The sequence below is a fragment of the Embleya sp. AB8 genome, assembly GCF_049739465.1.
Taxonomy (GTDB): Bacteria; Actinomycetota; Actinomycetes; order Streptomycetales; family Streptomycetaceae; genus Embleya.
On record NZ_JBMHHY010000017.1, the window covers coordinates 1 to 26,193 of the forward strand.

The following is a 26,193-nucleotide window of genomic DNA, read 5'->3' on the forward strand; positions in this document are numbered from 1 at the left end:
CCGAGGCGCGCGCAGCAAGTCGGCGGGGCCGGCGCCGGGATCGCGGCCGTGCCGAGGGACGCAGGTCGCGGGCGCAGCGAGCGCGGTGGGCCGAGGTCGGGACGGCAGCCGGGCCACGGGGCCGAGGCGCGCGCAGCAAGTCGGCGGGGCCGGCGCCGGGATCGCGGCCGTGCCGAGGGACGCAGGTCGCGGGCGCAGCGAGCGCGGTGGGCCGAGATCGGGATGGCAGCCGGGCCACGGGGCCGAGGCGCGCAGCAAGTCGGCGGGGCCGGCGCCGAGATCGCGGCCGTGCCGAGAGATGCAGGTCGCGGGCGCAGCGAGCGGGGCGAGCCGAGGCCGAGACAGCAGCCAGCCAACGAGGCCGGGGTCGCGAGCGCAGCCGGCGCGATAGGCCGAGGCCGAGACGGCAACCGGCTCACGGCGCCCAGGTCGCAAGCACAGCGAGCGGCAAGACCGGAGCCGGGACCGCAGCCGTCCCGCCGAGCGCGAGTCGCGAGCGGAGCGAGCCGGCGGGCAACCCGCCACCGGATCCGCCACCGGATCCGCAGCCGACCCACCAATTCCCGTACGGCCACCCCGAGAATGGCTGCGAGGCCGGACCAGCCCGCCCGGAAGCCTCTAAAACCCCAGCCACCGAGCCAAACGCAACGGGTGGGCGGGTGGGCGCACACCCCCATCAGGGCCATGTGGCCACGAGCAAAGCTACCGCGTCCCGATCGCCGCCCGAACCGCCCGCCGCACCATGCTGCAATCATCGTGAAGCCGCCGCAACAGCCGCCGCTGCTCCTCCCCGACCGGCCCCACGTCGTTGAGCCGAATCTCCCGCACCAGCACCAGCATCAGGTTCACCAGGAACGCGTCCCGCGACAACGAGCCCGACTGCTGGGCGGTCTGGATGATCTGACGGCGGGTCATCGGGTCGCGAGCCAGCAGCGTCCACAACACCGCCAGGTCGTAGCCCGGCAGGTGATACCCGGACGACTCCCAGTCGACCAGCGCCGCGCCCTGGGCGGTCAACAGCACGTTGGACAGGATCGCGTCGCCGTGACAGAACTGGGCCGGCACCCGGCTGAGCCCGCGCAGGAGTTGGGCCAGGTCACCGGCGTCCCGATCGGTGAGCAGGCCGAGCTTGTGGTAGCGGTCCACCCGGGCCGGATAGTCGAACGCCAGCGGGAACGACCCGGCCGGCGGCTTCCACCGGTTGAGCGTGGTGAACGTGTGCAGCACCGCCCGGACATCGGCCCGCGCCAGCGCCGTACCGGGGTGGCGCTCGTTCGCGGCGGGCCGACCGGCCACGTGTTCCATCACCAGGATGCGGCGTTCGGGGTCGGCGGCGATCAGCCGAGGCGCCCGGACCGGTGGGCGCTGCCGGGTGAACGTGCGATACGCGTTGACCTCGTGCCGAAATCGCTGCAACCAGTGCGGCGACGGGTCGGTCAGGTACTTCACCACGACCGGACCGCGCCCGACCGAGCCGGACAGGAGCAGCGAGCGCGGCGTCCTGCGCAGCACCGCGCCGGCGGTGAAGCCGGGGCAGACCCGCGCCGCGAGCGCGGCCACCGCCTCCGGACCCGGAACCTGCTGCACCATGCGCGACACTCCCGGGCCCGCTCCGCCGGCGGCCACGGCCGTGCCGGTCGCGACCGCGGCGTTCGCCGAGACCACGGTGTTCGTCGACGCCATCGAGCCGGCGGGCGCCGAACCACCGGAGGGCGTACGCCTGTTCGGCCCGGGGCTGCCGGGCCGGGAGGTCGCGGAACCGGGGGAGGACGAGCGGCCCGGGGTGGTGGACGTCGTGGATGACATGTAAACCTTCCTGCGCTGCCGAGGGGCGGATCCGGCCGCGCGACGGGTGGGGGCCCACGTGCCGGATCCACCATCCACAACACTCCGGGAACCGGGTGGTGATCCACGTGGCGCACCATGGCGAAAGGTGGCGATTCGGAGCCGGCCACTCCGGACCCGGCTAGCTTGGGTGCCGCAGGCGGTCGTACGGGACCCGTACCAGACCGCTTTCGAGCCACGGTCCCCACATCAACGGGCGGTTTGCAATGCGCCGGGAACCCAACACCAAACTGGTGGACCTCTTCGCCCTGACCGGCTGGTCCAAGGGCGAACTCGCCCGACTGGTCAATCGTCGGGCCGCTGCGATGGGCCATCCCCAGCTTGCCACGGACACCTCCAGGGTTCGCCGCTGGCTGGAGGACGGCGAGCGGCCGAGGGACCCGGTGCCCCGGGTTCTGGCCGCGCTGTTCACCGAACGGCTCGGGCGTGTCGTCACTTCGGAGGACCTCGGGCTGACCGGTCGTCCCCGGCACAACGCGCAGGTGGTGCAGGAGGATCTGCCGTGGAGCACCGAGCGTACGGTGACCGCGCTCACCGAGTTCACCGGCATGGACCTGATGCTCAATCGGCACGGCTTCGCGGGCAGCGGCTTCGCATTGGTCGCCGGACCGGCCCTGGTGGCCAATTTCGACCGCTGGCTCAGCCCGGGACCGGGGGTGCCCAACCCCCGTGACCCCCATGACCCGTACGACCCCCATGCCGCCTACGACCCCCATAACCCGCGCGACCCCCAGGGCCCGTACGACCCCCACGACCCCCGCGACCGCCATAACCCCCTTGGCCCGTCCGCCGACCCGGTGTCCTACGGCCTCGCCGACGCGGGGCCGATCGGCGCCGAGGAGGTGACCGCGCTGGAGAACGCGGTCACCGTCTTCCGGGCCTGGGACGCGGATCGCGGCGGCGGTCTGCAACGCAAGGCGGTGATCGGCCAGTTGAACGAGGTCGGCAACCTGCTGACCTATCCCAACCCGCTACCGGTCACCCGCCGACTGTGGAACGTGGCGGCCGATCTCGCCGCGCTCGCCGGCTGGATGTCGCACGACGTGGGCCTGGACCCCACCGCGCAGAACTACTTCGTGATCGCGGCGCACGCGGCCCGCGAGGCGGGCGACCTGCCGCGCGCGGCCGAGGCGCTCTCGCGCGCGGCCCGGCAGCTGGTCCACCTCGAACGCCCGGCGGACGCACTCGCGTTGATCGAATTGGCGCAGCGTACGGCGGGCGAACGGGCGGGCGCGACCACGCTGGCGATGTTCCACACGGTGCAGGCGTGGGCACAGGCCGCGCTCGGCCGGGCCGCGGACTGCCGGCGCGCCCTCGGCCGCGCCGAGGCCGAGTTCGGCCGCTCGCGCCCGGAGGAGGATCCCGACTGGGTGAGCTTCTTCGACTCGGCCGACCTGCACGGCATGCAGGCGCTGGTGTACCGCACGCTTGCCGAGGTGGACCCGACGGCGGCCGGTCGTGCGCAGGAACACGCCCAGCGCGCACTGGAGTTGCGCGCCCTCGGGCACGAGCGGGCGAAGACCTTCGACCTGATCTCGCTGGCCTCGGCCTGCCTCCTGGACGGCCGCCCCGATCGCGGCGCCCACCACGCCCGCCAGGCGGTACGCGCGGCCGGCGAGGTCAGCTCCACCCGCACCTGGGACCGCCTGGAGGCGCTCCGCAAACTCACCGACCGCTACCGCGACGTCCCGGAGGTACGCGACCTGCGCCAGGAACTCGCCGACGGCCCTTGACCGACGCGGGCGTCTGCGGGCGTCTGCGGGCGTCTCTCGATCGCAACGGCGGACCGGACCAAGGGCCGACCCACCTGCACCCCGTACTACCGCACGCACACCGCCATCACACACGCGTCGTCCTCGTATCGGGTATGCCCCAACCGGCTCAACACCACATCCACGCACGTCCGCGCATCCGCTCCGGCCAACCGCGGCCCGAGCGTCAGCAGCGCCTCGACCGCCTCCTCCGTGCCCCGCCCGCGGCGCTCCACCAGACCGTCCGTGAAGATCAACAGCACGTCGCCGGGCCGGAGTTCGACCCGATCCTCGACGAACTCCGGCTCGTCCACCGCGCCGAGCAACATGCCGTACGGCGCCCGCAGCGCCCGCCCCAGCCCGTCCCGGTACAGCAGCGGCGGCGGATGACCGCCCTGCGCCCAGGTCAACACCCGGGCCACCGGCTCGAATCGGGCACATACCGCGGTGGCCACCTTGTCCGCCGGCAACGTATGCACCACGATCCGGTTCAGCGCCGCCAACATCGCCGCCGGGCCCGCCCCGGTCATCGCCACGCCCTGCAACGCGCCGCGCAGTGTGCTCATCCCGGAGGCCGCGGCGATCCCGTGGCCGGACATGTCGCCGACCGCGAGCAGCACGTCGCCGCCGGGCAGTGCGAGTGCGTCGTACCAGTCGCCGCCCACCTTCGAGTCCTGCTCCGCCGGGAAGTAGCGGGTGGCCACCTCGATGCCGGGCAGCGCGATCGGCCGGGTCCACCACGGCATCACCACCCGCTGGAGCTCGGCGGCGATCCGGTGCTCGGAGCGCAGCAGCCGCCGCTGGGCCAGGAGTTGGCCGCGCGTCTCGGTCAACGCCTGCTGGGTACGCCGTAGTTCGGTGATGTTGCGGAGCAAGGCCCAGACGGCGTATGGCCGGTCGTCCGGGCCGAGTACCGGTTCACCGACGAATTGCACGGACATCCGGGTGCCGTCGCGGCGGACGATGCGGAACTCGCCCTCGACGCCGTTCGCGTGTTCGAGCAGCTCGTACACCAGGTCGGTGACGAACTCCCGGTCCTCGGGCGCCGCGTGCGCGGGCAGTTCGGTCAGCGACAGCGGTCCGAGGCCCGGGTCCCGGTCGAAGAGTGTGTACATCTCCTCGGACCACCGCACGTCGTCGCGGTCCAGGTGCCATTCGGCGCTGGCCACCGGACCCGTGCCCGACGCCGGCGCGGGGAGTCGGGGTGTTCGGCGCTGCTCGGGCAACAGGCCGCCCGGGTCCGGCTCGACGAACAGGCGGCGCAGGTGTCGCCACGGCAGTAAACCCTCCTCGGCGTCCCCGAGCGTGAACGGCGTGGCGGGCCCGACGTGCGGCGGCCGGGCCGCGCTGCGCGCGGGTGTACTGGTCGCCGGCCCCGGATCGTGCGCCTGTCGGTGCTCGGGATCGTCGGTGTCCAGACTCAGTCTGGCCAGGTACTCCGCCGCCTGACCGAGGCTGCCCGCGAGCAGATCGCACAGCAGGCCACGCCGCCGGGCATCCTCGACGGCCGCCGGATGCTCCGTCGAACCCACGATCGAACCGACGGTCGAACCAACGACCGGGCCGGTCACCGATCCGGTCACCGACCCCGGGATCGATCCGGGGATCGAGCCGACCACGGCCCCGGCGCCCGAGCCGGTCACCGAACCGACGACGGAACCGGCACCGAATCCGCCGCCCGGACCCCCACCCGGAGCCCCTCCCGACCCGCCACCCGCGCCGAAGCCCGCGCGCAGCCGGTCGAGTTCGCCGCGCATCCGGTCGAGGCACGCGAGCCATTGCGCCGGATCCACCACGAGGGGTCCGTCCACGGGGTGTTCGGGCCGTTCGCGCATCCGCTCGCGCTCCTCCGGACATGAACCTGGCAGGGGTGCAATGAACTGTCGCACATCAAAGGCCCGGACGCGGATGAAACCACGGGAACCATGATGCTTGCGGCAGATTGCCCATTTTGCTTGTCCGGGAAATGCCGAAAGGGGCCCGATCACGATCGTGATCGAACCCCTCACCCGGCCCGCCGAGCAAAACCGGACGCTCACTCGTTCGGCATCGCACGCACCCGCGTACACCCGAACGGGTGGCTCGGCTCAACTCGGCCCAGCTTGGACCAAGTCGGTCCAACCCGGACCGACTTGGCCCGACCCGCCCCGCCTCAGCCCAACTCGTTGCCCAGGATGGAGATGAACGAGACCATCTCGCCCGGGTAGCCGCCCAGGTTGTGGGTCAGCGCGAGGTTGCGACCGTCGGCCGGGATCCGCCGCTCCGCCGGCGCCTCGCCGCGCAACTGCAGCCACGCCTCGAACATCATCCGCAGCCCGGACGCGCCGACCGGATGGCCGAAGCTCTTCAGCCCGCCGTCCGGGTTGACCGGCAACCGGCCCGCCAGGTCGAAGGCGCCCGCCAGTACGTCCTTCCACGCGGTGCCACGATCGGCGAACCGCAGGTCTTCCATCAGGACCAGTTCGGTCGGCGTGAAGCAGTCGTGCACCTCGGCCATCGCGAGTTGCTCGCGCGGATTGTCCACTCCGGCCTGGCGATAGGCGTCCTCGGCGCACGCGGCGATCTCGCGGAACGTGGTGTAGTCGTACTCCGGGTCGATCACCCCCGAACCGTTGCCCGCCACCAGGGACAGCGCCTTGATGTAGAGCGGCTTGTCGGTGTACAGGTGCGCGTCCTCGGCCCGGACCACGATCGCCGCCGCCGCGCCGTCCGCGACGCCCGCGCAGTCGAACACGCCCAGTTGGCCCGCCAGTTTGGGCATCGCGGAGATCTTCTCGGCGGCGATCTCCTTGCGGAACTGGGCACGCGGGTTCCGCGCGCCGTTGTAGTGGTTCTTCGCCGCGATGTGCGACAACACGTCGCGCATCTCCGCCTCGGACACCCCGTACTTGTCGCCGTACGCGGGCACCACCATGGAGAACATCGCCGCCGCGGTGAGCGTGCGGGCGGTGCCGTCGCCGGGGATCGGGAACGCGTTCAGCCCCTGGAAGCCGCCGTCCTTGACCTTCTCGACGCCGACCGCCATCGCGATGTCATACGCGCCGGAGGCGACCGCGTAGGCGGCCTGGCGCAGCGCGTCCGAGCCGGTCGCGCACATGTTCTCCACGCGCGTGACCGGCTTGCCCTGCAGTTGCAGCGGCTTGGCCAGGGTCAGCCCGGACATCCCGGACTGCGCGGTGCCCAGCCAGTAGGCGTCGACCTGCTCCTTGGTCACGCCCGCGTTGTCGAACGCCTCGGTGGTCGCCTCGATCAGCAGGTCGTCGGTGCCCTTGTCCCAGTGCTCGACGAAGGGGGTGCAGCCCATCCCGACGATGGCGACCCGGTCCTTGATGCCGTGCGATCCCATGCCTATGCCTCCTCGGCGGCTCGGGCGGTCCGCACGGGGCGGGCCTTCCAGAAGTAGTTGTGGATCCCGTCCGCGCTGCCCAGCCGGCGAAACGTCGGCTCGACTCGGTCGCCGATGGCCACCTCGCTCGCGTCCATGTCGGTCAACTCGATCGGCAGCCGGCCGCCGTTGTCGAAGTCCACGACGGCGAAGACCACCGGCGGACTGGGGGAGTAGGCCATCCGGTCCACGGTGAACGTCTTGACGGTGCCGAGTACATCGGCGGTGGGCACCGGTTCCATGTCGTCCACGTTGCCCCCGGTCATCGACACCCGCTGGGGCGGCAGATGCACCGCGCCGGTCTCCCGGTCCCGGGCGCCGACGAAGCCGTACTTCCAGTCCACCGAGCGCACCGCGGCCGAGGACGAGGTACGCGCGGGCTCGGGTCGGCGCGGCGGCTCGACCGGGAGCAGTCCGCGCCAGGCCAGATACTTCCCGTACGGCAGCGGCGCACCACCCGCGACCTGCTCGGCCACCGTGCGGGTGGGCCGGTGGCCGGCGAGCGCGTCCGTGGCGCGGAAGAGGAACACGTCGGCCCCGTCGGACAACACGACAAGCGCGAGCACCTCGCCGGGCGCGGCGCTCTCCAGCGTCGCGCTCAACAACAACCCCGGGTGCGCCGCGCCGGTGTTGCCGACGCTGCCCGCGAGGTCGTCGCCCAACGCACCGTCGCGCAGCCCGAGTCTGCGCCCCAGGCCCGCCACCGCGCGGCCGTGCAGACCGGCCACCACCGCGCGATCGACCCGGTCGGCGGTCAGCCCGCCGGCCTTGAGCGCGTCCGTCCAGGCCCGCAGGCCGGCGGCGAGGTAGTTGTTCTCGCCGAACTTCTCCTCCCACACCTTCGAGCGCACCTCGCCGGGGGTGCGCCAGCGGTCGACGAACTCGGCCGTGGCGGACGCGCCGCCGAGGTACTCGGCCAGGACCGGCCCCTCGGCCGGTCCGCCGACCAGCAGCGCGGAGGCACCGTCGCCGCCGGCCGCCTCGTCGCCACTGCCGGGCAGGCCGACCCGGATGTCCGCGGCGACCACGAGCGAGCTGCCCGTGCCGGTCAGCGCGAGCCGGAGCAGGCCGGCCGCCGAGCGGACCGAGCCGGTGGCGTCCATCGCGGGCACCGAGCCGTCCAGGCGCAGCGCCGCGTGGATCGCGCCGGCATTGGTGCGGTCCGCGTACGCCGCCGCCACGGTGGCGAACAGCAGTGCGCCCGGGGCGATTTCGGGCGTGGCACGCAGCGCGTTGCGGGCCGCCTCGACGCCGAGCGTGGTGGTGTCCTCGTCGAAGGACGCGACCGTGCGGGTGCCCTTGCCGCCGCCGGTGCCGGCCACGGCGGCGATGCTCTTGCGGTCCAGGCGCCGGTAGGGCAGGTATGCCCCGTGTCCGAGGATGCCGCGTCCCGTCGAAACTGCGGTTCCGTCAGTCGTCATTTCTCCGCTCTCGCCTCGTTCCACTCGGATTTCGTCGCGTTCGTCGCGCGGGTGCGGCGGATACCGCGTCGCGGGACAAGGGTGTGCGGCGCTACGGCGTCTCCAGGCCGATCGCGCCCGCGTCCGCGAGTCGGTCGATCTCCTGGGCGGACAGGCCCAGTTCGGCCCGCAACACCTCGGCGGTGTGCTCGCCGACCCACGGCACCCGGTGTTCCGGGCCCTCGGCGACCCGGGAGAGCTTGACCGGGTTGCCCGGGGACAGGATCGGCGCGGGTTCGCCGTCGGTGCGGTCCATCTCGACGATCATGTGCCGGTTGCGCACGTGTTCGTCCTCGATCACGTCGCCCGGGTTGTAGACCGGGCCGGACGCGACGCCGACCCCGCTCAGCGCCGCGCACGCCTGCAATCGGGACTTGTCCGCCGCCCACGCCTCGATGCCGGGGCGCAGGATGTCCTCGATGTGGTCGAACCACTCCTGCGGGCCGCTCAGTCGGGGGTCGGCCGTCCACTCCGGTCTGCCGACCAGCTCGGCGAGTGCCGCGAACATGTGCGGGCGGGCGCACTGGATCAGGAAGTAGCCGTCGAAGGCCCGGAACGAGTGGTTGATCAGCGGCGCCAGGCCCGGGTCCTTGAGGCCCATCGACCAGTAGCTGATCCCCGCGTCGTTGAGCGCGACCATGGCGTCGAACATGGAGATGTCGACGTACTGGCCGACCCCGGTGGCATCGCGGTGGCGCAGCGCGGCCAGTACGCCGATCACCGCGAACAGCGCCGAGCCGGAGTCGCCGAGCGCGCCGAGCGGGGAGACCACAGGTGCGGTGTTCGGGTCGCGTTTGAAGTCGTAGAGGCCGGCCATGCCCTCGGCGACCGGGGCGTACGCCGGCCAACCGGCGTACGGCGACTCGGTGGTGTTGCCGAAGCCGGACACGGACAGGTAGATCGCGCGCGGGTTGACCGCGGCGATGTCGGTGAAGCCCAGGCCGAGCCGGTCGGCCGTACCGGGCTTGAAGTTCTCGCAGACCAGGTCCGCCCGCTCGGCCAGGCGCAGCACCAGCTCGCGGCCCTCGGGGTGCTTGAGGTCGATGGTGACGCTGCGCTTGCCGAGGTTGTTGCGCAGGAAGGTGACGCCGACGCGGCGACCCTGGGGGTCGGTCATCATCGGCAGCGAGGCGCGGCCGGACTCGCCGACGCCGGGCGATTCGATCTTGATCACCTCGGCGCCGAGCCGGGCCAGCAGTTGGGTGGCGTAGGGGAGCGCCTGCATCTGTTCGATGGCCAGGACGCGGATCCCGTCGAGCGGCTTCCCGAAGCGTTGCAGGTCGGCGCCTGCCACCTCTCCCACGCGCATGGTCACTCACTCCCTGTTGTGCGGTCGTACGTGTGCCGCGCGCTCGACCGACCGGCCGAACCTGCTGCAGCCGTGGTGCCCCGGGCCCGGCGGAGCGCCCCTCGGACACCCCACACGAGTGCCCGACAGTCGCGAGACAGGCACCTCGTCACCATAGCTGACGGATAGTCAGATGAGCATGGGCCGCGTTTCGTGCCGCTCGTCACGCGCCTGTGCGTGCCGAGAATCGGGCGGCCGACCCGGGGGTGCGCCGGCGGACAAACGGGTCGGCCGCAGGTCCGAATCGCGGTATTGTTGTTTGAGCCATGCAGTTAAGTATGGCGAGCGACAAGGGGGGCGGTCATCGATACCGCGACGACAGCGTGCGACGAGCCGACAGCCGGCCGCGCACCCGACGAACTGGGCCGCGAACTCGCGCGGCTGATGCGGCTCTCGGCCGCGGCCAAGGCACGCAGCCGGGCCGAGAGCGGCCCCGTGCCCGACGGGGGAGACCGGCTGCTGCTGGCCTACCTCGCCATGGACGGTCCGCGCCGGGTCACCGACCTGGCCGCGATGACCTATCTGGACGTGTCCACCGTCAGCCGGCAGATCGCCTCCCTGGTGCAACGCGGCCTGGTCGAGCGGCGCCCGGACCCCAACGACGGCCGGGGCACGCTGCTCGCGGTGACCGACGAGGGCAACCAGGCGTTCGAGATCTACCGCCGCCGCCGGCAGGCCGAGCTCGACCGGGTCACCCGGGACTGGTCCACCGACGAGCGCGAAACGCTCATCACGCTCCTCGGCCGCTTCAACGACGACCTCGAACGAGAACAGGCACCCTCGCGCGACACCGCGCCCGGTGCACCGGAAGGCCGCAGCGCATGACCGACACCAAGCCGATCGCCCGATCCGAGGCCACCGCCGAGGGCGCCCTGAGCCACCGGCAGATCATGACGATCATGTACGGCCTGATGGCCGGCATGTTCCTCGCCGCGCTCGACCAGACGATCGTCTCGACCGCGATCCGCACCATCTCCGACGATCTGCACGGCCTCAGCCAACAGGCCTGGGCGACCACCGCCTACCTGATCACCTCGACCATCGCGACGCCGCTCTACGGCAAACTCTCCGACCTCTACGGCCGGCGTCCGTTCTACCTCGCGGCCATCACGATCTTCACGATCGGCTCCGCCGCCTGCACGTTGTCCACCTCGATGTACGAGCTGGCCGGCTTCCGGGCACTCCAGGGCCTGGGCGCGGGCGGTCTGATGTCGCTCGCCTTCGCGATCATCGGCGACATCGTGCCGCCTCGCGAACGAGCCCGCTACCAGGGCTACTTCCTCGCCGTGTTCGGTACCTCCAGCGTGCTCGGCCCGCTCGTCGGCGGGTTCTTCGCGGGCCAGGACACGATCCTGGGCATCGCCGGCTGGCGGTGGGTCTTCCTGGTCAACGTCCCCGTCGCCGCGGTCGCGCTGATCGTGGTCGCCCGGGTGCTGCGCATCCCGCACACTCGCCGGCCGCACCGGATCGACTGGTTCGGCGCGATCACCCTGGCCGTCGGCGTGGTCCCGCTGCTGATCGTCGCCGAACAGGGTCGCGAATGGGGATGGGGCTCCGCGACCTCGCTCGCCTGCTACCTCATCGGCACCATCGGGGTGATCACCTGGATCCTGGTCGAGCGCCGGATGGGCGAGGACGCGCTGATCCCGATGCGGCTGTTCACCGACCGCATCTTCAGCCTCGCGTCGCTGATCGGCGTCATCTTCGGGATGGCGATGTTCGGCGGATTCATGCTGATCCCGCAGTACTTCCAGATCGTCAAGGGCGCCAGCCCGACCAAGGCCGGCCTGCTGATGATCCCGGTCATGGTCGGCATGATGGGCTCGTCGATCCTGTCCGGGCAGATCACCTCGAAGACCGGCCGGTACAAGATCTTCCCGATCCTGGGCACCGGCATAGCCGCCATCGCGATGGGCCTGTTCGCGCTGTTCGTCGACGCCGGCACCTCGCTGGTGACCACGAGCCTGTTCATGGTCCTGCTCGGCATCGGCCTGGGCCAGTGCATGCAGACGCTGATCCTGGTGGTGCAAAACGCGGTGCCGGCCCGGGACATGGGCGTGGCCACCTCGGCGGCGACCTTCTTCCGGCAGATGGGCGCCACCGCCGGCACCGCGGTGTTCCTGTCCGTGCTCTTCAGCAACGTCTCCGGGGAGATCGCCAAGGCGTTCATGCGCGACACCGGCAAACCCGCCTTCCAGGCCGCGATGGCCGATCCCGCCGTGCTCGCCGATCCGGCCAACGCGCCGGTGATCGACCTGGTCCGACACCCGCAGCCGGGCGGCGCCCAGGGCTCCGGCGTGCTCAGCGACTCCTCGTTCATCCAGCACCTGGACCCGCGCCTGGCCGCGCCGTTCAAGGAGGGCTTCTCCTCGGCGATGCAGCTGGTCTTCCTGATCGCCGCGGGTGTGATGGCGGTGGCCTTCGTACTGGTCTTCTTCATCAAGGAGGTTCCGCTGCGCACCATGTCGGGGCTACAGGCCAAGGCCGCGGCCGAGGCGGCGGAACTGGCCGAGGCGGGCGGGACACCGGTGTCCCCGAGCGAGGATACGGCCCGGGAGCCGGCCGCGACCGGGTCGGGCGGCGGCTCGGCGAGTTCGGCCGGCTCGACGAGTTCGGGTGGCTTGGGCGGCTCCGGGAGTTCGGCGGAGCAGGACGCCCGTCGGGCAGCCGGCCGACGCTGGCCGGAGCGGGACTGACCCCGAGGTCCGCACCGCGCCGCCCGGACCGGTACGCACAACCGGTCCGGGCGGCGCGGGTGGACGCCGGCGAGGCCGCGCGCGGGTCGTCGGGCTCTCGGACCCTCAGGCCACCCGTACCGCCCGCTGCCGGACCACCACCCGCCAGGCCCACAGCGCCGCGACCAGGTTCACCGCGGCCAGCGCCACGAACGTGACCACCGCCGCGTGCGCCGAGGCATGCGCGCCCACGCCCGTCGCGGACAGGAACGTGGTGCCGTACGTGGCCACCCCCAGCACCCCGCCGAACTGCATCAGCGTGACCAGCACCCCGCTCGCGTCGCCCGCGTGCTCGGCCCGGACCCGCCCCAGCGCACTCGCCATCAGCGGCCCGATCACCGCGCCCTGGCCCAGACCCATCCCGGCCAGCCCGGCCGCCAGCGCGAAACCGCCCTCCCGGCCGCCGTCCACCGCCGCCGCCATGCCGACGTAGGACACCGACACCAGGGCGAAGCCCACATACCCCACGTGCGCCCGGATCCGCTCGGGCAACCGCCCCCACCACAGTCCCGAGATCGCGAACCCGATCGCGCACGGCACATAGGTCAACCCGGCGCGCAGCGGACTGTCGCCGAGCCCGGACTGCAGATGCAGCGCGAGGGTGAACAAGAACCCGTTGTAGCTGCCGACCGCGATCAGCAACGCGACCCCACCGGAGAGCAGCCCGGGGGAGCGCAACACCGCCGCCGGTACCAGCGGCGACCGACCGCGCGCCGCCACCGCCCGCTCCACCAGCGCGAAGCAGACCATCCCGGCCACCCCGGCCGCGAGCAACACCCAACCCCACACCGGCCAGCCCTGCTCGTGCCCCATCACCAGCGGCACCACCAAGGCGAGCATCGTCGGCGCGAGCACCAGCACCCCCGGGATGTCCAACCGACTCCACCCGGTGCGCTCACCCGGCTCCGGCCGATCCCCGCCCAGCGCCCGCCATCCGGCCACGATCAGCAGCACGCCGAGCGGCACATTCACCAGGAACACCGGCCGCCAGCCGGTACCGAACACATCGGCACTGACCAACACCCCGCCCAGGATCTGCCCGACCACCGCGCCTCCGGCGATCGCCGTCTGGTACAGCCCCATCGCCGCCGTCCGCCGCCGCCCCTCGAAGCGCCGCTGGATCAACGTCAACACCTGCGGGACCAACAACGCGGCGCCCGCCCCCTGCAGACACCGAAACGCCACCAACTCCCCGGTGGACCCGGCCAGTCCGCAGGCGAGCGAGGCCAGCGTGAACAACCCGAGGCCGCCCAGATAGGCCCGGCCGAACCCGAAGATCGCGCCCAACCGCGACCCGGTGATCAACAACATCGCGTACGCGATCGTGTAACCCGCGATGATCCACTGCAGCCCGGCGCCCGACGTGTGCAGATCCGAACGCATCACCGGCGCCGCGACGTTCACGATCGAGGCATCGAGTACCGCCATGAACTGCCCGGCCACCAACACCACCAGCAGCGCCGTCCCGCTGCCCCGCCCTGCTTTCCCCCGCTCCCGGTTCCCATCCCCGGAAACGATCGTCCCCCGCTCCCCGTCCCCGCGCCGGGCGTCGCTGCCCGGCATCACATCCGTATCGCTCATGGGTACGACTCTCGCGGATCGCGGATACCCGGACCAGTAGCCTGGTTATCCAGGTATAACCAGGCACCTGGCAATCGACCCGACCATCGACCCAGGATGGGGCAATGACCGGCAACGCGTACACCCAGGCCCTACCCGAACACAGCCCCCCGGGCCGGCCGGACTCCGGACGAAGCACCGCCGAACGCACCGATCCGACACCCGCGCGAACGCCCGCGCAGGCCCTGGGCCGGGGCGGCGCCGAGGAGGCTCCGCTCCGGTATGTCCGCCCCACCCGCGCCGCCAGCCGCGCCGAACTCGGCGCCTTCCTGCGCAGCCGCCGCGAACGGATCACTCCCGAGCAGGTCGGCCTGCCGGTCGGCCGCCGACGCCGCACCCCGGGCCTGCGTCGCGAGGAGGTCGCCCAGCTCTCCGGCGTGGGCGTCACCTGGTACACCTGGCTCGAACAGGGCCGCCCGATCAACGTCAGCGCGCAGGTCGTCAACGGCATCGCGCGCACGCTGCAGCTGTCCTGCGTCGAGCTGGAACACGTCAAGCAGTTGGCCTGCCTCCCGACCACCGCGACGCTGCGTACCGAGGACGAGGTGGACGCGGACACCCAGGCGGTCCTGGACGACTTCGCCACCCTGCCCGCGGTGGTGATGAACGGTCGATACGACGTGCTCGCGTTCAACGACCTCTACGCGAAGGTGTTCCCGGCCCTGGCGGCGGCGCCCCGAGGCCGGCGCAATCTGATCTGGGAGTTGTTCACCCGGCCTGCGTGTTGCAATCCGTTCCACGAGTGGTCGAGCGAGTGCCAGGGTGTGGTCGGTGTCCTGCGCGGTACCTACGCGCGCAACATCGGCGACCCGGTCTGGACCACGTTCATCGACGAACTGGTGGCGGCCAGCCCCCAGTTCGCGAAGGCGTGGGCGGCCCACCCGATCTCGCCGGCGCGCACCCGGATCAAGCTCTTCCGCCACCTCGACGTCGGCGTGCTGCGGGTCCGGGGCATCCCCACGGACTTGGTCGCGTCGCCCGGACAACGACTGAACGTCTACGTACCGCAGGACGAGGAGACCCGGACGGCCATGGCCCGGCTGACCGCGCCGGACTTCGTGCCCAGCGCGCTGCACGAGCACCCGCAGCCGTGAGGTGCGGGGCGGTACGTACGCCGAAGGGCCGGAGGATCGAATCCTCCGGCCCTTCTCGTCACTGCGGGTGACTCCCGGTGCGCGATACTGGGATTGAACCAGTGACCTCTTCCGTGTCAGGGAAGCGCTCTCCCGCTGAGCTAATCGCGCGGGTGTGTTGCGGTGTAGCGGTGGGGCGATGCTGCTGTGACGCGTGCGCGATACTGGGATTGAACCAGTGACCTCTTCCGTGTCAGGGAAGCGCTCTCCCGCTGAGCTAATCGCGCGGGAAGTTCACCCCGGGCACCAGGCCAAGGGATCTTCTGGAGGTGGAGACGGGATTTGAACCCGTGTAGACGGCTTTGCAGGCCGTTGCCTCGCCTCTCGGCCACTCCACCAAGTGAAGGAACCATAGTGGTTACCCACCACATTCCTCTACTTCTTCCGAGCGGACGACGAGATTCGAACTCGCGACCCTCACCTTGGCAAGGTGATGCTCTACCAACTGAGCCACGTCCGCCTGCCGATCCGGGCTGCGTTCCCGCGTCCCGGCGACGTTGAGAACTTTAGCGGATCCGAGGGCCATCACAAAAACCGATTCCCCGCGAAGCCTGCGGCGCGACCCGCGCAACCTGCGAAAACGACCGAGGCCGGGGCGAACCAACGTGGTTCGCCCCGGCCTTCGGCGCGGGTCGGCGGCGATCTCCGTACGCCTTCCGTACCGCCTCCGTACGGCTGTGCGTGGTCCTGCCGTGACCGCGGTGTGACTTCGAGTCAGGCACGCTGCTCGCCGGTCGACGCGGGCTTGGCACCCGCGTCCACCGCGGCGTCGGCCTGCGCGGGCACCTGCGGGAGATCGGTCGCAACCTCGCCCGACTTGCCGACTTCGCGGGATGCGGCGACATCCGCCGCTCCAGGCGCGGGTGCGGCCGGTCCGGCGGCGTCGGTGGCGGGGATGCCGGTAACGGCCTCGGCGGCCTTGTCGGGCTGGTCGCCCTCGAAGGGCTCGGCGGGCCCGGCGGGTTCGGCGGCATCGGCGCCGGGGAGACCGGCCGCAACGTCGGCCGGCTTCGCCGCTTCGGCGGGCTCGGTGGATTCGGCGGCAGCCTCGACCGGCTTCGGCGCTTCCGCAGGCTTGCCGAGCTCGGTGTGCCCGCCGGGTTCGGGAGATTCAGCCGACTCGGCGGTATCGACCACCTCCGGCGCGGCCTCGACTCGCTTGCCAAGCTCGACGGACGCGGCGGATTCGGGAGACTCGGCAGCATGGCCGACCGCCGGAGCGGGCTCGACCGGCCCGGCCGGTTCGGCGGAACCGCCCACGCCCGTCGGCACGACCGCCGCAGCGGGTGCAGCGGGTGCAGCGGGTGCAGCCGCGTCGGTCGACGCCGCCGGCTCGGCCGGCTTGGCCAGGGAGACGGGCTCGGCCGGCTCGGCGGCGGCCGCCGCCATCCCGGCCGTCGGCGCCGCGACGGGACGCGGCGGAGGAGCCGTCGTCGCCCCCTGCCCGAACTGCGCGACCGCAGCCGCAGCAACGGGCTCCGCAGGCGCGACCTGTCCCCCCATCGGCGCCTGCGGCGCAAGAGGCATGGGCGGCGCGAAGTACTGCCCGGTCGGTGCCGCCGCCGGATAGGCCGCCCACGGCGCGGGCGGACCGGCCGGCACACCGCCCGTGGCGACCCCCGACGCGAACGCCAGCGCCTCGCGCTCGTGCTGGAACGTGGTGATCCGCCGGACCACCAGCACCGCCGCCACCGCCGCCAGGATCAGCACGATGTCCGCCGCGCCGGACAGGATGTCGATGGTCTGCAGCCGGTCGGCGTCGGACAGTTCGATGTCGTCGCTCAGCGGATACGACAGCCGGCTCGCGAAGAACAGCACCGTCGAGCCGATCAACAGCACCCACCAGGCCCACAGCAGCGGTAGCCGCCCGGGAGTCCGGCCGCCACGTTCCGCGGTCCGGGGGTCGCTCGCGCGCCACACGTCGTGCAGGATCAGCTTCGGGAACCACAGGTTCACCACCGGCACCAGCCAGCCACCGATCGCCCACCCGGTGGACAGGTGCTGCTTCGAGGGGCCGAACAGATCCACGTTGGCGCGGGCCCGATACATCCAGATCACGAACAGCACGGCCGTCGCGATCATCGCCAACACCAGGAAGGTGATCGCCGCCGCGACCAGCGCGTCCGAGTCCTCGGCCCGGGTGCGCAGCGAGTCGGTCATCCCGAACTCCCCGGCGTCGACGATCTGCCGCAGCACGTCCGCCCGGTGGAAGAACGCCGCCGCGCACAGCCCGGCGAACACCGCCGACAGCGGCAGCAGGATGTACAGCGTCACCGCGAGCCCGCGCAGCGCGCGAAACGGCTGCGGCAACCAACCGGGGTAGGGCGAGCCCGGATACGGCCCCGGCATGCCGTACGGCGGCTGCGGCGCGAACTGCCCCGGCGCGTGCGGATACGCGCCCGGGTATCCGCCGGTGGGCGCGGGCGCGGGCGCGGCGTACGGATCCGGCGGCATGGCCGCTGCGGGAACCGCGACCGGCGGAGCCGCGGGGGACCCGGTGAGCACGGGGGCCGGCCCCGCGCCGGGCTGCTGCGGCGCGGCGGCGGCCGGGACGGCGCCGCAGTACGAACAGCGGTCGGCCCGCGTAGACCAGGTGTCGCAGGCGGAACAGTGCACGGATGAACGTCCTTCGATCGCGTGGTGCTGTGGAGACTTCGGCGGGTCGGGGCGAACCGACCGGGGAGGTGCGGTCACCGGAGTCGGGGCTGCCGGGTTCAACCCACCCGTGCCGCATCATGCCGTGCCCGACGCCCGGGCGGGAACGGGGAACCGATTCGGGCGAGTTCCGGGCGCGCCGCGGCGACCGCAGCCGGGCCGTTGCCGGGCGGTTCGGCGCCGCGACCCGCCTGCCGCGGCCCGCCTTCTACAATGGGCGTTCTGACCCGCGCGCCGATCCGCCACAGGTGCCGCGGTCGCGACCCCGGAACGAAACCAGTGAGTCAGCCACCTCCCCTCGCCCACTTCGGCGGGCGCTTGGCCACCGGCCTGCGTGATGTCACGCGTGATCCGGCGGCGCTGGACTCGCACGGGTTCTGGGCCGTCGTCGCCGACTTCGAGGGCGACCTGATCTGCGCGCGCTTCGACGAGGTCCGCCCGGCCCCGCTGCCCGCCGCGCCGTGGCTCGGACCGCCCGCGCACGCGTGGACCGATTCGCTCGGCGCCGAGGCGTACCGCGCGGGCGTGCGCCGGATCCGCGAGTACATCGCCGCGGGCGACGTGTACCAGGTCAACCTGTGCCGCCTGCTCAGCGCGCCGCTGCCCGCCGACGCCGACCTCGTCGGCCTGGCCGGCCGCCTGGCGTACGGCAATCCGGCGCCGTACGCGGGCGTGCTGCGCCTGCCCGACCACGACGTCCAGGTCGTGTGCGCGTCCCCCGAGCTCTACCTTGATCGGGCCGGCGACCGGATCCGCTCCGGCCCGATCAAGGGCACCGGCCGCACCGAGGCCGACCTGCTGCCCAAGGACCACGCCGAGAACGTGATGATCGTCGACCTGGTCCGCAACGACCTGGGCCGGGCGAGTGCGATCGGCTCGGTCACCGTGCCGGATCTGTGCGTGGTGGAGAAGCACCCGGGCCTGGTCCACCTGGTCTCCACGGTGGCGGGGGAGTTGGCCCCGGGTGTCGGCTGGCCCGAGCTGTTCGCCGCGACCTTCCCGCCCGGCTCGGTCAGCGGCGCGCCCAAGAGCAGCGCGCTGCGGATCATCGACGAACTCGAACCGGTCCCGCGCGGGCCGTACTGCGGCGCGATCGGCTGGGTCGACGCGGATCGCCGCGAGGGTTCGCTCGCGGTGGGCATACGCAGCTTCTTCGTCCGCGACGGCCGGCTGTGCTTCGGCACGGGGGCGGGCATCACCTACGACTCGGACCCGCAGCGCGAGTGGGAGGAGACCGAGCTCAAGGCGCGGAACCTGCTCGCGGTGGCGGGACGGGAGTACGCGGGGGACGTCGGCCCACCGCGTGCCGCGTGGGATCGTGCCGGTTCGGAACGGGTCGGGCCGGACGGTGTCGGGCCGGCCCCATCGCACGCCTCGGAGGGCGCATGAGCAGGATGGGCAGGATCTGGCTGAACGATCGCCTCGTCGACGACGAGCAGGCGATGGTTCGGGTGGACGACCACGGACTGACCGTGGGCGACGGCGTGTTCGAGACGATGAAGGCGACCGGCGGCACGGCCTTCGCGCTGACCCGGCATCTGGACCGGTTGACCCGCTCCGCGCGCGGGCTCGGGCTGGCCGACCCGGATCTCGACCTGGTGCGGCGCGCGTGCGCCGAGGTGCTGGCGGCCAACCCGCTGCCGGGCACGGGGCGACTGCGGGTCACCTACACGGGCGGCCGGTCGCCGCTGGGCTCCGAACGCGGCGACGCGACACCGACCCTGGTGGTGGCCCTGGGCGCGGCCAAGCCCCGGGCCGAGAGCACGGCCGTGGTCACCGTCCCGTGGACGCGCAACGAGAACGCGCCGACCACCGGCCTCAAGACCACCAGCTACGCGGACAACGTGGTGATGCTCGGCTACGCGGCGGCGCGCGGCGCGACCGAGGCGCTGTTCGCGAACACCGCCGGCAACCTGTGCGAGGGCACCGGGTCCAATGTGTTCGTGGTTCTGGACGGCCGCCTGGTCACCCCGCCCCTGTCCGCCGGCTGCCTGGCCGGCATCTCGCGCGCACTGGTGCTCGAGTGGGTCGGCGCCGAGGAGGTCGACGTACCGTTGTCCATCCTGGCCGACGCCGAAGAGGTGTTCCTGACCTCGTCGTTGCGCGACATCCAGGCCGTGCACCGAATCGACGAGCACACCCGGAGCGCGCCCGGCCCGCTGACCGCCAAGGCGAGGGACATCTTCGCCGCGCGCGCCGCCGCCGACATCGACCCGTGATCGCGGCGGGAGCAGCCGGTTCCCGATTGGCCGAGGCCACGCGCGGGCAGCACTGCCGGTAACGGGGCGTTGTGCCCGGGAAGGCGGGGGCCACGCGATGACCACCACTTTGCGACCGGCCGGACCCGGCCGTGACGGCGTGTACACGATCTGCGCCAACGGCCGGTCCGTCGGCGGCGTGCACCTGACCCCGCTGGGCCCGTGGGGCGCCGGCACCGGCTGGATCCTGCACATCCAGGTGCTGCCCTCGCGCCGGCGCCGCGGCCACGGGTGCGTGGCGATGCTCGCGGCCGAGGAGATCATGCGCGGCCGGCGCTGTACCCGGATGGCGGCGGCCGTACCCGAGGGCAACCGCGCCACGACCGGCCTGGTCCAGGCGCTGGGCTACACCTCGGACAGCCGCCGCCTGGTCGCCCCGGTGCGCGCCGGTGGACTGCCGCACGGCGTACGGATGATGGACACCGACGAACGCGACGCGTGGTGCGCCGCGGAGTTGCACCGGTTCGCGGCGAGCCTGCGCGCGGCGGGTTGGGCCGAAGCCGCCGCCCAGGCCCGCGCCCACGCCCGGCTCGACCACCCCACGGCGCCCGCCCCGTACACCCTCGGCGACGGCTCGGCCGTGTGGGTCGCGCACGGCGTCATCCTGGCCCTGACCGCGCCCAACCCGGAGGCGACCGCACTCCTGCTGCGCGCGGCCGGCCACGTGACGGCGACGGGGGGACTGCCCGAGGTGGCCATCGAGGTGTCCGACGACACGTACGCGAAGTCCCTCGCGGCGGCGGGCTTCGCACCGCGTACGCGTTATTGGGGGAAACCCATCCTGTGAGAAATGGGGAACATCCCTGATCCTGGGTGTACTCCACGGGGAGGAGATGGCTCGGTCGGTGTCCTCCCCGAGTACCGAACCCACCGCCGATCGTGGCGTCCGCAGACCGAGGAGGGCCACGATGGTAGGAGGACGGTAGCCAACGGCCGTCGACCGATCCCCATCCCGATCCGATCGCCGACCGACCCCAAGCCGCACAGCAATTTTCGAACGAGGAGGCCGAGCGCATGTCCGGCGCAGATGTGGTGACCGGCGCGTTGTGCATGGCGCTGACGGGTCTCGGCCTGGTCATCGCGGTACAGAAGGCTCGCCAACGACGTTTCCTGATCGCGACGCGGTGGACCGCCGCGGCGCTGTTCCCGATCGGCCTGTACCTGACCGGCCTGGCCACCCTGGCCCGCCGGGTGGGCAGCGCCGCCGCCGACTGGGCGACCGGCCTCGCCTTCGGGATCAAGGCGTGGGGCGGCGTCGCGATCCTCGCGTTCGCCGTGATCCTGCTGATGATCACCCGGATGATCGGCGGCAAGAAGACCCCGGACGAGACCGGGAAGGGTACCGGCACCGGCGCCCGCACCGGTATCACAGGCGCTTCGGACCTGGACCTGTCCGCGCTGCTCGGCGGCGACACCTCCGGGGGCGCCCCGCCGCGAAGCGCGCAACCCAAGCCGGCCGCCGCCGCGCCGCGCTCGCGCCGCTCGGGCCGCGGTGGAGGGGGCGACGACGAGTTCGCGGAGATCGAGGAATTGCTGCGCAAGCGCGGGATCTGAACTCGGGGAATCCCGATATGCGGATTACCACGGGAAACCCCAGAGAAGGTAAACCCACCCACCGAATACGCCCGACCAAGTTCTTTCTTTGCCTCGACAGGTCGAATCGTGCACGTATTCGGATCACCTCATCGCACGGCGTGAAAACGCTCCGCCGCCCCCACCTTGTGGACGGTGGGTGCGGCGGAGCGCTGACGTGTGAACCCGGCGCCGCGGACAGGGGCGTGTCCGCCGTGCCAGGAGCTCAGTTCTCGGCGAGGATCTGCGACAGCTCCCGGTCGAGATCGAAGAAGCGATGCTCGTTGCCGGGGGCGACGGCAGCGTTCGTGCGCTTCAGGAACGACTCCAAGGCCCGTGCGGGCGCTTCGAGCAGGGCCTCGCCCTCGGGCGAGCTGAGTGCGATGCAGACGATGCTCTGTCCATGGCTCCTGGAGGGCCACACACGAACGTCGCCGGTCCCGGAGGGCTGACGCAGCCCATCCGCGAGAAGGTCGCGGGCGAAGACCCAATCGACCGTCTCATCGGCACCCGTGTGGAAGGTCGCATGCACGGCGTACGGGTCCGACGAGTCGTAGCGCAGCCCCGCGGGGACTGGCAACGACGACTCGCTGGAGACGACGAGGCGCAGGTGCAGCTCACAGCTGACCGTGGTGTTCATAAGCGCCATGGCCTTTCGCTCAGTGTGCGCTCGGGGATTCGCACGTCGGCGTTCGCAACATCCCACCTGCGGACCTCTTGTAAACGTCGCTGCCCGATATACGGGCGTCTGGGTACTCCTTAAGAGCGATGCGGAAGGTGTACCGTTCGCCCCCAAGATTTCGCACGGGAACACACGTCCACTCCCCACCCATCCCACCCACCACACACACCCCCGGGAGGGTGGCCACAACCGCCCCCGAGCATGCGGTAATGTTCTCCCTGCACCCGGGCGATTAGCTCAGCGGGAGAGCGCTTCGTTCACACCGAAGAGGTCACTGGTTCGATCCCAGTATCGCCCACCCAGGTCAGGGGCCTGGATCACGAAAGTGATCCAGGCCCCTGACGCGTTTACAGCAGTTTCGTACAGCAGTGGGTGTGTACAACCATCTCCCGACGGGCCGAGATCACATGATCCACAAGCCCTCGGACTCCGCATTCCTACACTGCGCTTGGCGCACATCCGCTGGGACGGGGTAGCGCACCGCGGCAACGCAACGCCGGTTGCCGGGAACACCTGCTCCATGTCCCGGGGTGATTCGTAGATGTCGTCTTCGGGCCGGCCCTGCCGCCGGCGGTGAGCTTGCGTGCAACGGCTGCCGGCCTCCGAGAAGTCGCGGACCGTGGAATTGGCGGGCCGGCGCCAGGTAGCGTGGCGAAGCAGGACACCTGAGGGAGGACCACCGTGAGCGTCCAACCCATCCACTCCGGCGAGCCATTGCCGCGCACAATCCGGGCCGTACGCGGAGCCCTGGACGCCGACCAGCGAGCGCGCTTCGAGGCTGAACTATCAGACACGCCGATCGGCGAGGTCGACGACCTGGTCCTGCTGTGGTGGGGCATCGCGGTGATGGGCAACGACCCGGACGTCCTCGCGGACCTGCGCGCCGCGGCTTCAGGCGCCCTGCACACCCACACGTCCGAGGACGTCTTCGGCGACGGGTCCACCGGCCAGTGAGCTGGTACACGGTGCTGTATCCATCATCGAACCGTGCTCTTGGCGGTAGTCTCGCGCTGCCGCCTACAGACCCTGCGGGCTGAAGCAAGCGGCGACTTCGGAACCCCAAGCACCCGCGCGACACGCGGCCCCTACCGAAGTCGAAGGTCTGATTTGCCCACAGAAGAGTGTCCCGTCTTCCGTGCTGGCGGATGTGGCGGCGGCACATTTCCCTGATGGGGCAGGGTGGCGGTCGCCCTTCGGGGCGACCGAGGATCGCAACTTCGCCACGGTTCGGCGGTGGGCCGGGCCGGGCCCGTGGCGGTCGCCCTTCGGGGCGGCCGGGGATCGCAACGTCCCACGCGGGGTCCCGGTGGGCGGAGAGGTTGGTGGCGGTCGCCCTTCGGGGCGGCCGAGGATCGCAACCGAATCAGAGTCCCTTGCGGAACTTCTCGGCTCACGTGGCGGTCGCCCCGCAGGGCGACCGCCACCCGTTTTGTCACGCGGTCAGCGCAGCGACTTGCCCAGCTTGCGGAGGGCTTTGCGGGTTTTCTTGTCGGGGGCCTTGGCGTAGACCTCCATCGTGACCGCGATCTTGGTGTGGCGGAGGATCTGCATGATCACGCGCGGGTGTACTCCGAGGTCGACCAGGAGTGTGCCGCAGGTGTCGCGGGTGTTGTGGACGGTGATGCGGCGGACGCCGGCCTTGCGGCAGCGAGTGTCGAAGCTGCGGTTGAAGTTGCGGGGCTCGTAGGGGGTTCCGTGGCGGGTGGTGATGACGAAGCCGTATTCGTCCCACAGTTCGCCCGCCTTCTCGCGGTCCGCATCCTGTTGCAGGCGGCGGATTTTGAGGGCGGTGGCGCAGATCTTGGGCAACGGGAGTGGGACCTCGGAGGCGTCGGTTTTGGCGGTGTCGGTGTGGATGAGGCGTCCGCCGACGCGTTGGAGTTGGCGGTGGATGTCGAGTTCGGCGTTCTCGGTGTCGACGACGTCCCAGGTGAGGCCGAGGACTTCGCCCTTGCGTAGGCCCAGGACGAGGATGAGGACGTACGCGGCGTAGAGGGGGTCGTCGTCGGCGCGGGCGGATTCCAGGAAGGCTTTCGCTTCGGTGCTGGTCCAGGGTTCGGCCTTGCGCTTGCTGCGCTTGGCGGAGCTGACGCGGACCATGCTCGCGACGTTCTTGGTGAGTTCCTCTTCGCGGATCGCGTTGCCCAGAGCCGATCGCAGGACATCGCGGATGTCGCGGATCGAGCGACCGGACAGTGCCTGGCCACAGCAGCGGCGAGGGCGACCCTCGGTCGCCCCGGAGGGCGACCGCCACAACCCCAAGCACCCATGCGACACGCGGCCGACGCTGTTGCGACCCTCGGTCGCCCCGAAGGGCGACCGCTACCCCGCCAGGGCAGGGGGAAGTTCTCACAGTACCTTCGGATGAGGCGGGGTACTGGTGGTGTGGCGCGGCTGCTTCGGGTTCCGAAGCAGCCTAGAAGACGAAGTCGTCACGGTGTGCGAGTACACGGGCGGTGCCCAGTGTGCGGACGGCCTCGAAGCCGCTCTTGGGTAGTCGGTAGACGCGGATGCTGTCCTTTTCCGCGTTGATCAGATGGGTTGCTGCGGCGAGGAGTTTCAGGAGGCCGATGTCGTCGGTGGCGATTTCGAAGACCGACTGTTGGACTCGGGTTCCGTAGCCTTCGCACAGTTTGGCGACCTTGCGCAGGCGTCGGCGACCCTCCGGCGTGGTCGCGTCGACGTCGTAGGTGAGCAGCAGGTCCATCAGGCCGGGGTCCACGGGAGGTAGCCGGGGAGTTCGCCGCGCAGATGGCGGGCCAGGATCCGGGCCTGCATGACCGGGAGTAGGCCGCCTGCGACCGGACGGGCGGCAATGGGGTGGTCCCATTCTTGGCGCCGGATATCTTGCCAGCCTTCGAAGACGATCTTTCGGCCGGCCTCGGTCAGTTGCCAGGCGCCGCCGGGGAGTTCGTCGAAGTGTTCGATGCGGAGCGTGCGGCGGTTGATGAGGGTCAAGGCCAGGCGGTCGGCGAGGGCGGGGCGGAACTCTTCCATGAGGTCGAGCGCGAGTGCTGGTTTTGCCGGGCGGAGGCCGTGGAGGAATCCGAGGTAGGGGTCGAGTCCTACTTGTTCTGCGGCGCCCTGGGTGAGGTTGCGTAGTAGTCCGTAGAGGAACGAGAAGAGGGCGTTCGTGGGATCGGTGGGTGGGCGTTTCGAGCGGCCGGTGAAGGACGGGAAGTCGGTTGTCGCTCGCATTGCGAGGGGTAGTGCGGCGAAGTAGGTGCGGGCCGATTGGCCTTCCATGCCCATGAGTTCGTTGAGGTCCTTGGCGTCCGGGAGCCATGTCACGGTTTCGGCGATCTCGTCCGCTGCGGTGCGCAGGCCGATCTGGGCCGAGCCGGTCGCGTCTCGGCCCGCTCTGAGCAGCACGCGGCGGCTGTTGCGCAGCTTTCCGGCGACGAATGCCCGCGCGATGTCCATGCGTGCCGCCGCGTCGTCGTGGATCTGGTGTTGTGCGTGGCGGAGGAGGACGTTGCCTCGGGTGGGTCCTTGTAGGCGCGCGGTGAAGCGTCCGCTTCTGGACATCCACACGATCGGTCTGCCGTCGTCGGCGCAGCGGCCGATCAGTTCGGTGGAGAGGCTGATGTGGCCGTAGACGACGATCGATTCGATGCGGCGCAGGGGCAGGGTCTTGCGTCCGGGAGTGTCGGGGAGGACGACGCGGATGCTGTCCTCGTCCAGGTGCAGGCTGGCGCCCTGGGTTTGTACGTACAGCGTGTTCAGGATTTCACTCGGCATTCCGCGCC

21 protein-coding genes and 5 tRNA genes are annotated in these 26,193 nt (G+C 71.3%); 11 read left to right on the top strand and 15 right to left on the bottom strand.

Features of this window, described 5'->3' with window-relative positions; genetic code table 11:
• Window positions 1-702 precede the first annotated feature (702 nt).
• Window positions 703-1,590 (bottom strand): aminoglycoside phosphotransferase family protein, encoded by an 888-nt coding sequence (locus ABIA38_RS24980; protein WP_424641049.1) that lies wholly within the window; start codon window positions 1,588-1,590, stop codon window positions 703-705.
• Between ABIA38_RS24980 and ABIA38_RS24985 the strand changes: the two genes are divergently transcribed.
• Together ABIA38_RS24985 and ABIA38_RS24990 are read left to right on the top strand one after the other, a co-directional pair.
• On the top strand, window positions 1,589-1,810 hold the full coding sequence (locus tag ABIA38_RS24985) for a hypothetical protein (protein ID WP_424641050.1): 222 nt from the start codon (window positions 1,589-1,591) through the stop codon (window positions 1,808-1,810). The two genes, ABIA38_RS24980 and ABIA38_RS24985, sit on opposite strands and share 2 nt — an antisense overlap.
• 241 nt (window positions 1,811-2,051) lie before the next feature.
• Window positions 2,052-3,578 (top strand): hypothetical protein, encoded by a 1,527-nt coding sequence (locus tag ABIA38_RS24990; RefSeq protein WP_424641051.1) that lies wholly within the window; start codon window positions 2,052-2,054, stop codon window positions 3,576-3,578.
• 86 nt (window positions 3,579-3,664) lie between these two features.
• Here the strand turns inward: ABIA38_RS24990 and ABIA38_RS24995 are convergent, their stop codons facing one another.
• From ABIA38_RS24995 to ABIA38_RS25010, 4 genes are all read right to left on the bottom strand, one after another.
• Complete coding sequence (locus ABIA38_RS24995; RefSeq protein WP_424641052.1) at window positions 3,665-5,431, bottom strand: PP2C family protein-serine/threonine phosphatase; 1,767 nt, start codon at window positions 5,429-5,431, stop codon at window positions 3,665-3,667.
• A gap of 317 nt (window positions 5,432-5,748) precedes the next feature.
• Entirely contained in the window at window positions 5,749-6,942 is a 1,194-nt protein-coding gene (locus tag ABIA38_RS25000; protein WP_424641053.1) for an acetyl-CoA acetyltransferase, read from the bottom strand.
• Between the two features lie 2 nt (window positions 6,943-6,944).
• The gene (locus ABIA38_RS25005; RefSeq protein WP_424641054.1) at window positions 6,945-8,402 is read right to left on the bottom strand and encodes an OB-fold domain-containing protein; all 1,458 of its coding nucleotides are present in this window, start codon (window positions 8,400-8,402) and stop codon (window positions 6,945-6,947) included.
• 91 nt (window positions 8,403-8,493) lie between these two features.
• Window positions 8,494-9,750 (bottom strand): CaiB/BaiF CoA transferase family protein, encoded by a 1,257-nt coding sequence (locus ABIA38_RS25010; RefSeq protein WP_424641055.1) that lies wholly within the window; start codon window positions 9,748-9,750, stop codon window positions 8,494-8,496.
• 474 nt (window positions 9,751-10,224) lie between these two features.
• On the opposite strand from ABIA38_RS25010, the gene ABIA38_RS25015 reads away from it, so the two are divergent.
• Window positions 10,225-10,614: a MarR family winged helix-turn-helix transcriptional regulator gene (locus ABIA38_RS25015; RefSeq protein WP_424641056.1), complete on the top strand. Its 390-nt coding sequence runs from the start codon at window positions 10,225-10,227 to the stop codon at window positions 10,612-10,614.
• Window positions 10,611-12,485 carry an MDR family MFS transporter gene (locus ABIA38_RS25020; protein ID WP_424641057.1) on the top strand — a complete coding sequence of 625 codons (1,875 nt, stop codon included), beginning with the start codon at window positions 10,611-10,613 and terminating at the stop codon, window positions 12,483-12,485. The genes ABIA38_RS25015 and ABIA38_RS25020 overlap by 4 nt, the downstream gene beginning before the upstream one ends.
• A gap of 105 nt (window positions 12,486-12,590) precedes the next feature.
• Here the strand turns inward: ABIA38_RS25020 and ABIA38_RS25025 are convergent, their stop codons facing one another.
• Entirely contained in the window at window positions 12,591-14,105 is a 1,515-nt protein-coding gene (locus ABIA38_RS25025; protein ID WP_424641058.1) for an MFS transporter, read from the bottom strand.
• A gap of 104 nt (window positions 14,106-14,209) precedes the next feature.
• On the opposite strand from ABIA38_RS25025, the gene ABIA38_RS25030 reads away from it, so the two are divergent.
• Window positions 14,210-15,238, top strand: a complete 1,029-nt coding sequence (locus tag ABIA38_RS25030; protein ID WP_424641059.1) for a helix-turn-helix transcriptional regulator — start codon at window positions 14,210-14,212, stop codon at window positions 15,236-15,238.
• Between the two features lie 78 nt (window positions 15,239-15,316).
• Here the strand turns inward: ABIA38_RS25030 and ABIA38_RS25035 are convergent.
• The 5 genes from ABIA38_RS25035 to ABIA38_RS25055 form a co-directional block, all read right to left on the bottom strand.
• Window positions 15,317-15,388: transfer RNA gene (locus tag ABIA38_RS25035), tRNA-Val, on the bottom strand.
• Between the two features lie 44 nt (window positions 15,389-15,432).
• Window positions 15,433-15,504: transfer RNA gene (locus ABIA38_RS25040), tRNA-Val, on the bottom strand.
• Window positions 15,505-15,541: 37 nt separating this feature from the next.
• Window positions 15,542-15,615 (bottom strand) — tRNA-Cys (locus tag ABIA38_RS25045).
• A gap of 49 nt (window positions 15,616-15,664) precedes the next feature.
• Window positions 15,665-15,737 (bottom strand) — tRNA-Gly (locus ABIA38_RS25050).
• 254 nt (window positions 15,738-15,991) lie between these two features.
• Window positions 15,992-17,893, bottom strand: a complete 1,902-nt coding sequence (locus ABIA38_RS25055; RefSeq protein ID WP_424641060.1) for a DUF4328 domain-containing protein — start codon at window positions 17,891-17,893, stop codon at window positions 15,992-15,994.
• Window positions 17,894-18,211: 318 nt separating this feature from the next.
• Between ABIA38_RS25055 and ABIA38_RS25060 the strand changes: the two genes are divergently transcribed.
• From ABIA38_RS25060 to ABIA38_RS25075, 4 genes are all read left to right on the top strand, one after another.
• Entirely contained in the window at window positions 18,212-19,321 is a 1,110-nt protein-coding gene (locus ABIA38_RS25060) for a chorismate-binding protein (RefSeq protein WP_424641061.1), read from the top strand.
• Between the two features lie 5 nt (window positions 19,322-19,326).
• A complete protein-coding gene (locus ABIA38_RS25065) occupies window positions 19,327-20,151 on the top strand; it encodes an aminotransferase class IV (RefSeq protein WP_424641259.1) in 825 nt (274 codons plus the stop codon).
• A gap of 97 nt (window positions 20,152-20,248) precedes the next feature.
• A complete protein-coding gene (locus tag ABIA38_RS25070) occupies window positions 20,249-20,977 on the top strand; it encodes a GNAT family N-acetyltransferase (protein WP_424641062.1) in 729 nt (242 codons plus the stop codon).
• Window positions 20,978-21,204: 227 nt separating this feature from the next.
• Window positions 21,205-21,744 carry a hypothetical protein gene (locus ABIA38_RS25075; RefSeq protein ID WP_424641063.1) on the top strand — a complete coding sequence of 180 codons (540 nt, stop codon included), beginning with the start codon at window positions 21,205-21,207 and terminating at the stop codon, window positions 21,742-21,744.
• Between the two features lie 244 nt (window positions 21,745-21,988).
• Here the strand turns inward: ABIA38_RS25075 and ABIA38_RS25080 are convergent, their stop codons facing one another.
• Window positions 21,989-22,402, bottom strand: a complete 414-nt coding sequence (locus ABIA38_RS25080) for an SsgA family sporulation/cell division regulator (protein WP_026218464.1) — start codon at window positions 22,400-22,402, stop codon at window positions 21,989-21,991.
• A 268-nt stretch (window positions 22,403-22,670) separates the two neighbouring features.
• Here ABIA38_RS25080 and ABIA38_RS25085 point away from each other — a divergent pair.
• Both ABIA38_RS25085 and ABIA38_RS25090 read left to right on the top strand, forming a co-directional pair.
• Window positions 22,671-22,742, top strand: a tRNA-Val gene (locus tag ABIA38_RS25085).
• Between the two features lie 383 nt (window positions 22,743-23,125).
• Window positions 23,126-23,398, top strand: a complete 273-nt coding sequence (locus ABIA38_RS25090; RefSeq protein ID WP_424641064.1) for a hypothetical protein — start codon at window positions 23,126-23,128, stop codon at window positions 23,396-23,398.
• A 486-nt stretch (window positions 23,399-23,884) separates the two neighbouring features.
• On the opposite strand, the gene ABIA38_RS25095 is transcribed toward ABIA38_RS25090, so the two are convergent.
• From ABIA38_RS25095 to cas1c, 3 genes are all read right to left on the bottom strand, one after another.
• Complete coding sequence (locus ABIA38_RS25095; RefSeq protein WP_424641065.1) at window positions 23,885-24,721, bottom strand: site-specific integrase; 837 nt, start codon at window positions 24,719-24,721, stop codon at window positions 23,885-23,887.
• 139 nt (window positions 24,722-24,860) lie between these two features.
• The gene (cas2, locus tag ABIA38_RS25100; RefSeq protein WP_424641066.1) at window positions 24,861-25,166 is read right to left on the bottom strand and encodes a CRISPR-associated endonuclease Cas2; all 306 of its coding nucleotides are present in this window, start codon (window positions 25,164-25,166) and stop codon (window positions 24,861-24,863) included.
• On the bottom strand, window positions 25,151-26,185 hold the full coding sequence (gene cas1c / locus ABIA38_RS25105; RefSeq protein ID WP_424641067.1) for a type I-C CRISPR-associated endonuclease Cas1c: 1,035 nt from the start codon (window positions 26,183-26,185) through the stop codon (window positions 25,151-25,153). The genes cas2 and cas1c overlap by 16 nt, the downstream gene beginning before the upstream one ends.
• Between the last annotated feature and the right edge of the window lie 8 nt (window positions 26,186-26,193).

What these genes read in the sequence shown, in the direction of transcription:
- ABIA38_RS24995 (WP_424641052.1), bottom strand. Translation starts at nt 5,431, where the DNA reads ATGCGCGAACGGCCCGAACACCCCGTGGACGGACCCCTCGTGGTGGAT.
- ABIA38_RS24990 (WP_424641051.1), top strand. Translation starts at nt 2,052, where the DNA reads ATGCGCCGGGAACCCAACACCAAACTGGTGGACCTCTTCGCCCTGACC.
- ABIA38_RS25010 (WP_424641055.1), bottom strand. Translation starts at nt 9,750, where the DNA reads ATGCGCGTGGGAGAGGTGGCAGGCGCCGACCTGCAACGCTTCGGGAAG.
- ABIA38_RS25065 (WP_424641259.1), top strand. Translation starts at nt 19,327, where the DNA reads ATGGGCAGGATCTGGCTGAACGATCGCCTCGTCGACGACGAGCAGGCG.
- cas1c (WP_424641067.1), bottom strand. Translation starts at nt 26,185, where the DNA reads ATGCCGAGTGAAATCCTGAACACGCTGTACGTACAAACCCAGGGCGCC.
- ABIA38_RS25075 (WP_424641063.1), top strand. Translation starts at nt 21,205, where the DNA reads ATGTCCGGCGCAGATGTGGTGACCGGCGCGTTGTGCATGGCGCTGACG.
- ABIA38_RS25030 (WP_424641059.1), top strand. Translation starts at nt 14,210, where the DNA reads ATGACCGGCAACGCGTACACCCAGGCCCTACCCGAACACAGCCCCCCG.
- ABIA38_RS25005 (WP_424641054.1), bottom strand. Translation starts at nt 8,402, where the DNA reads ATGACGACTGACGGAACCGCAGTTTCGACGGGACGCGGCATCCTCGGA.
- ABIA38_RS25080 (WP_026218464.1), bottom strand. Translation starts at nt 22,402, where the DNA reads ATGAACACCACGGTCAGCTGTGAGCTGCACCTGCGCCTCGTCGTCTCC.
- ABIA38_RS25020 (WP_424641057.1), top strand. Translation starts at nt 10,611, where the DNA reads ATGACCGACACCAAGCCGATCGCCCGATCCGAGGCCACCGCCGAGGGC.
- ABIA38_RS24985 (WP_424641050.1), top strand. Translation starts at nt 1,589, where the DNA reads ATGCGCGACACTCCCGGGCCCGCTCCGCCGGCGGCCACGGCCGTGCCG.
- ABIA38_RS25000 (WP_424641053.1), bottom strand. Translation starts at nt 6,942, where the DNA reads ATGGGATCGCACGGCATCAAGGACCGGGTCGCCATCGTCGGGATGGGC.
- ABIA38_RS25070 (WP_424641062.1), top strand. Translation starts at nt 20,249, where the DNA reads ATGACCACCACTTTGCGACCGGCCGGACCCGGCCGTGACGGCGTGTAC.
- ABIA38_RS24980 (WP_424641049.1), bottom strand. Translation starts at nt 1,590, where the DNA reads ATGGTGCAGCAGGTTCCGGGTCCGGAGGCGGTGGCCGCGCTCGCGGCG.
- ABIA38_RS25025 (WP_424641058.1), bottom strand. Translation starts at nt 14,105, where the DNA reads ATGAGCGATACGGATGTGATGCCGGGCAGCGACGCCCGGCGCGGGGAC.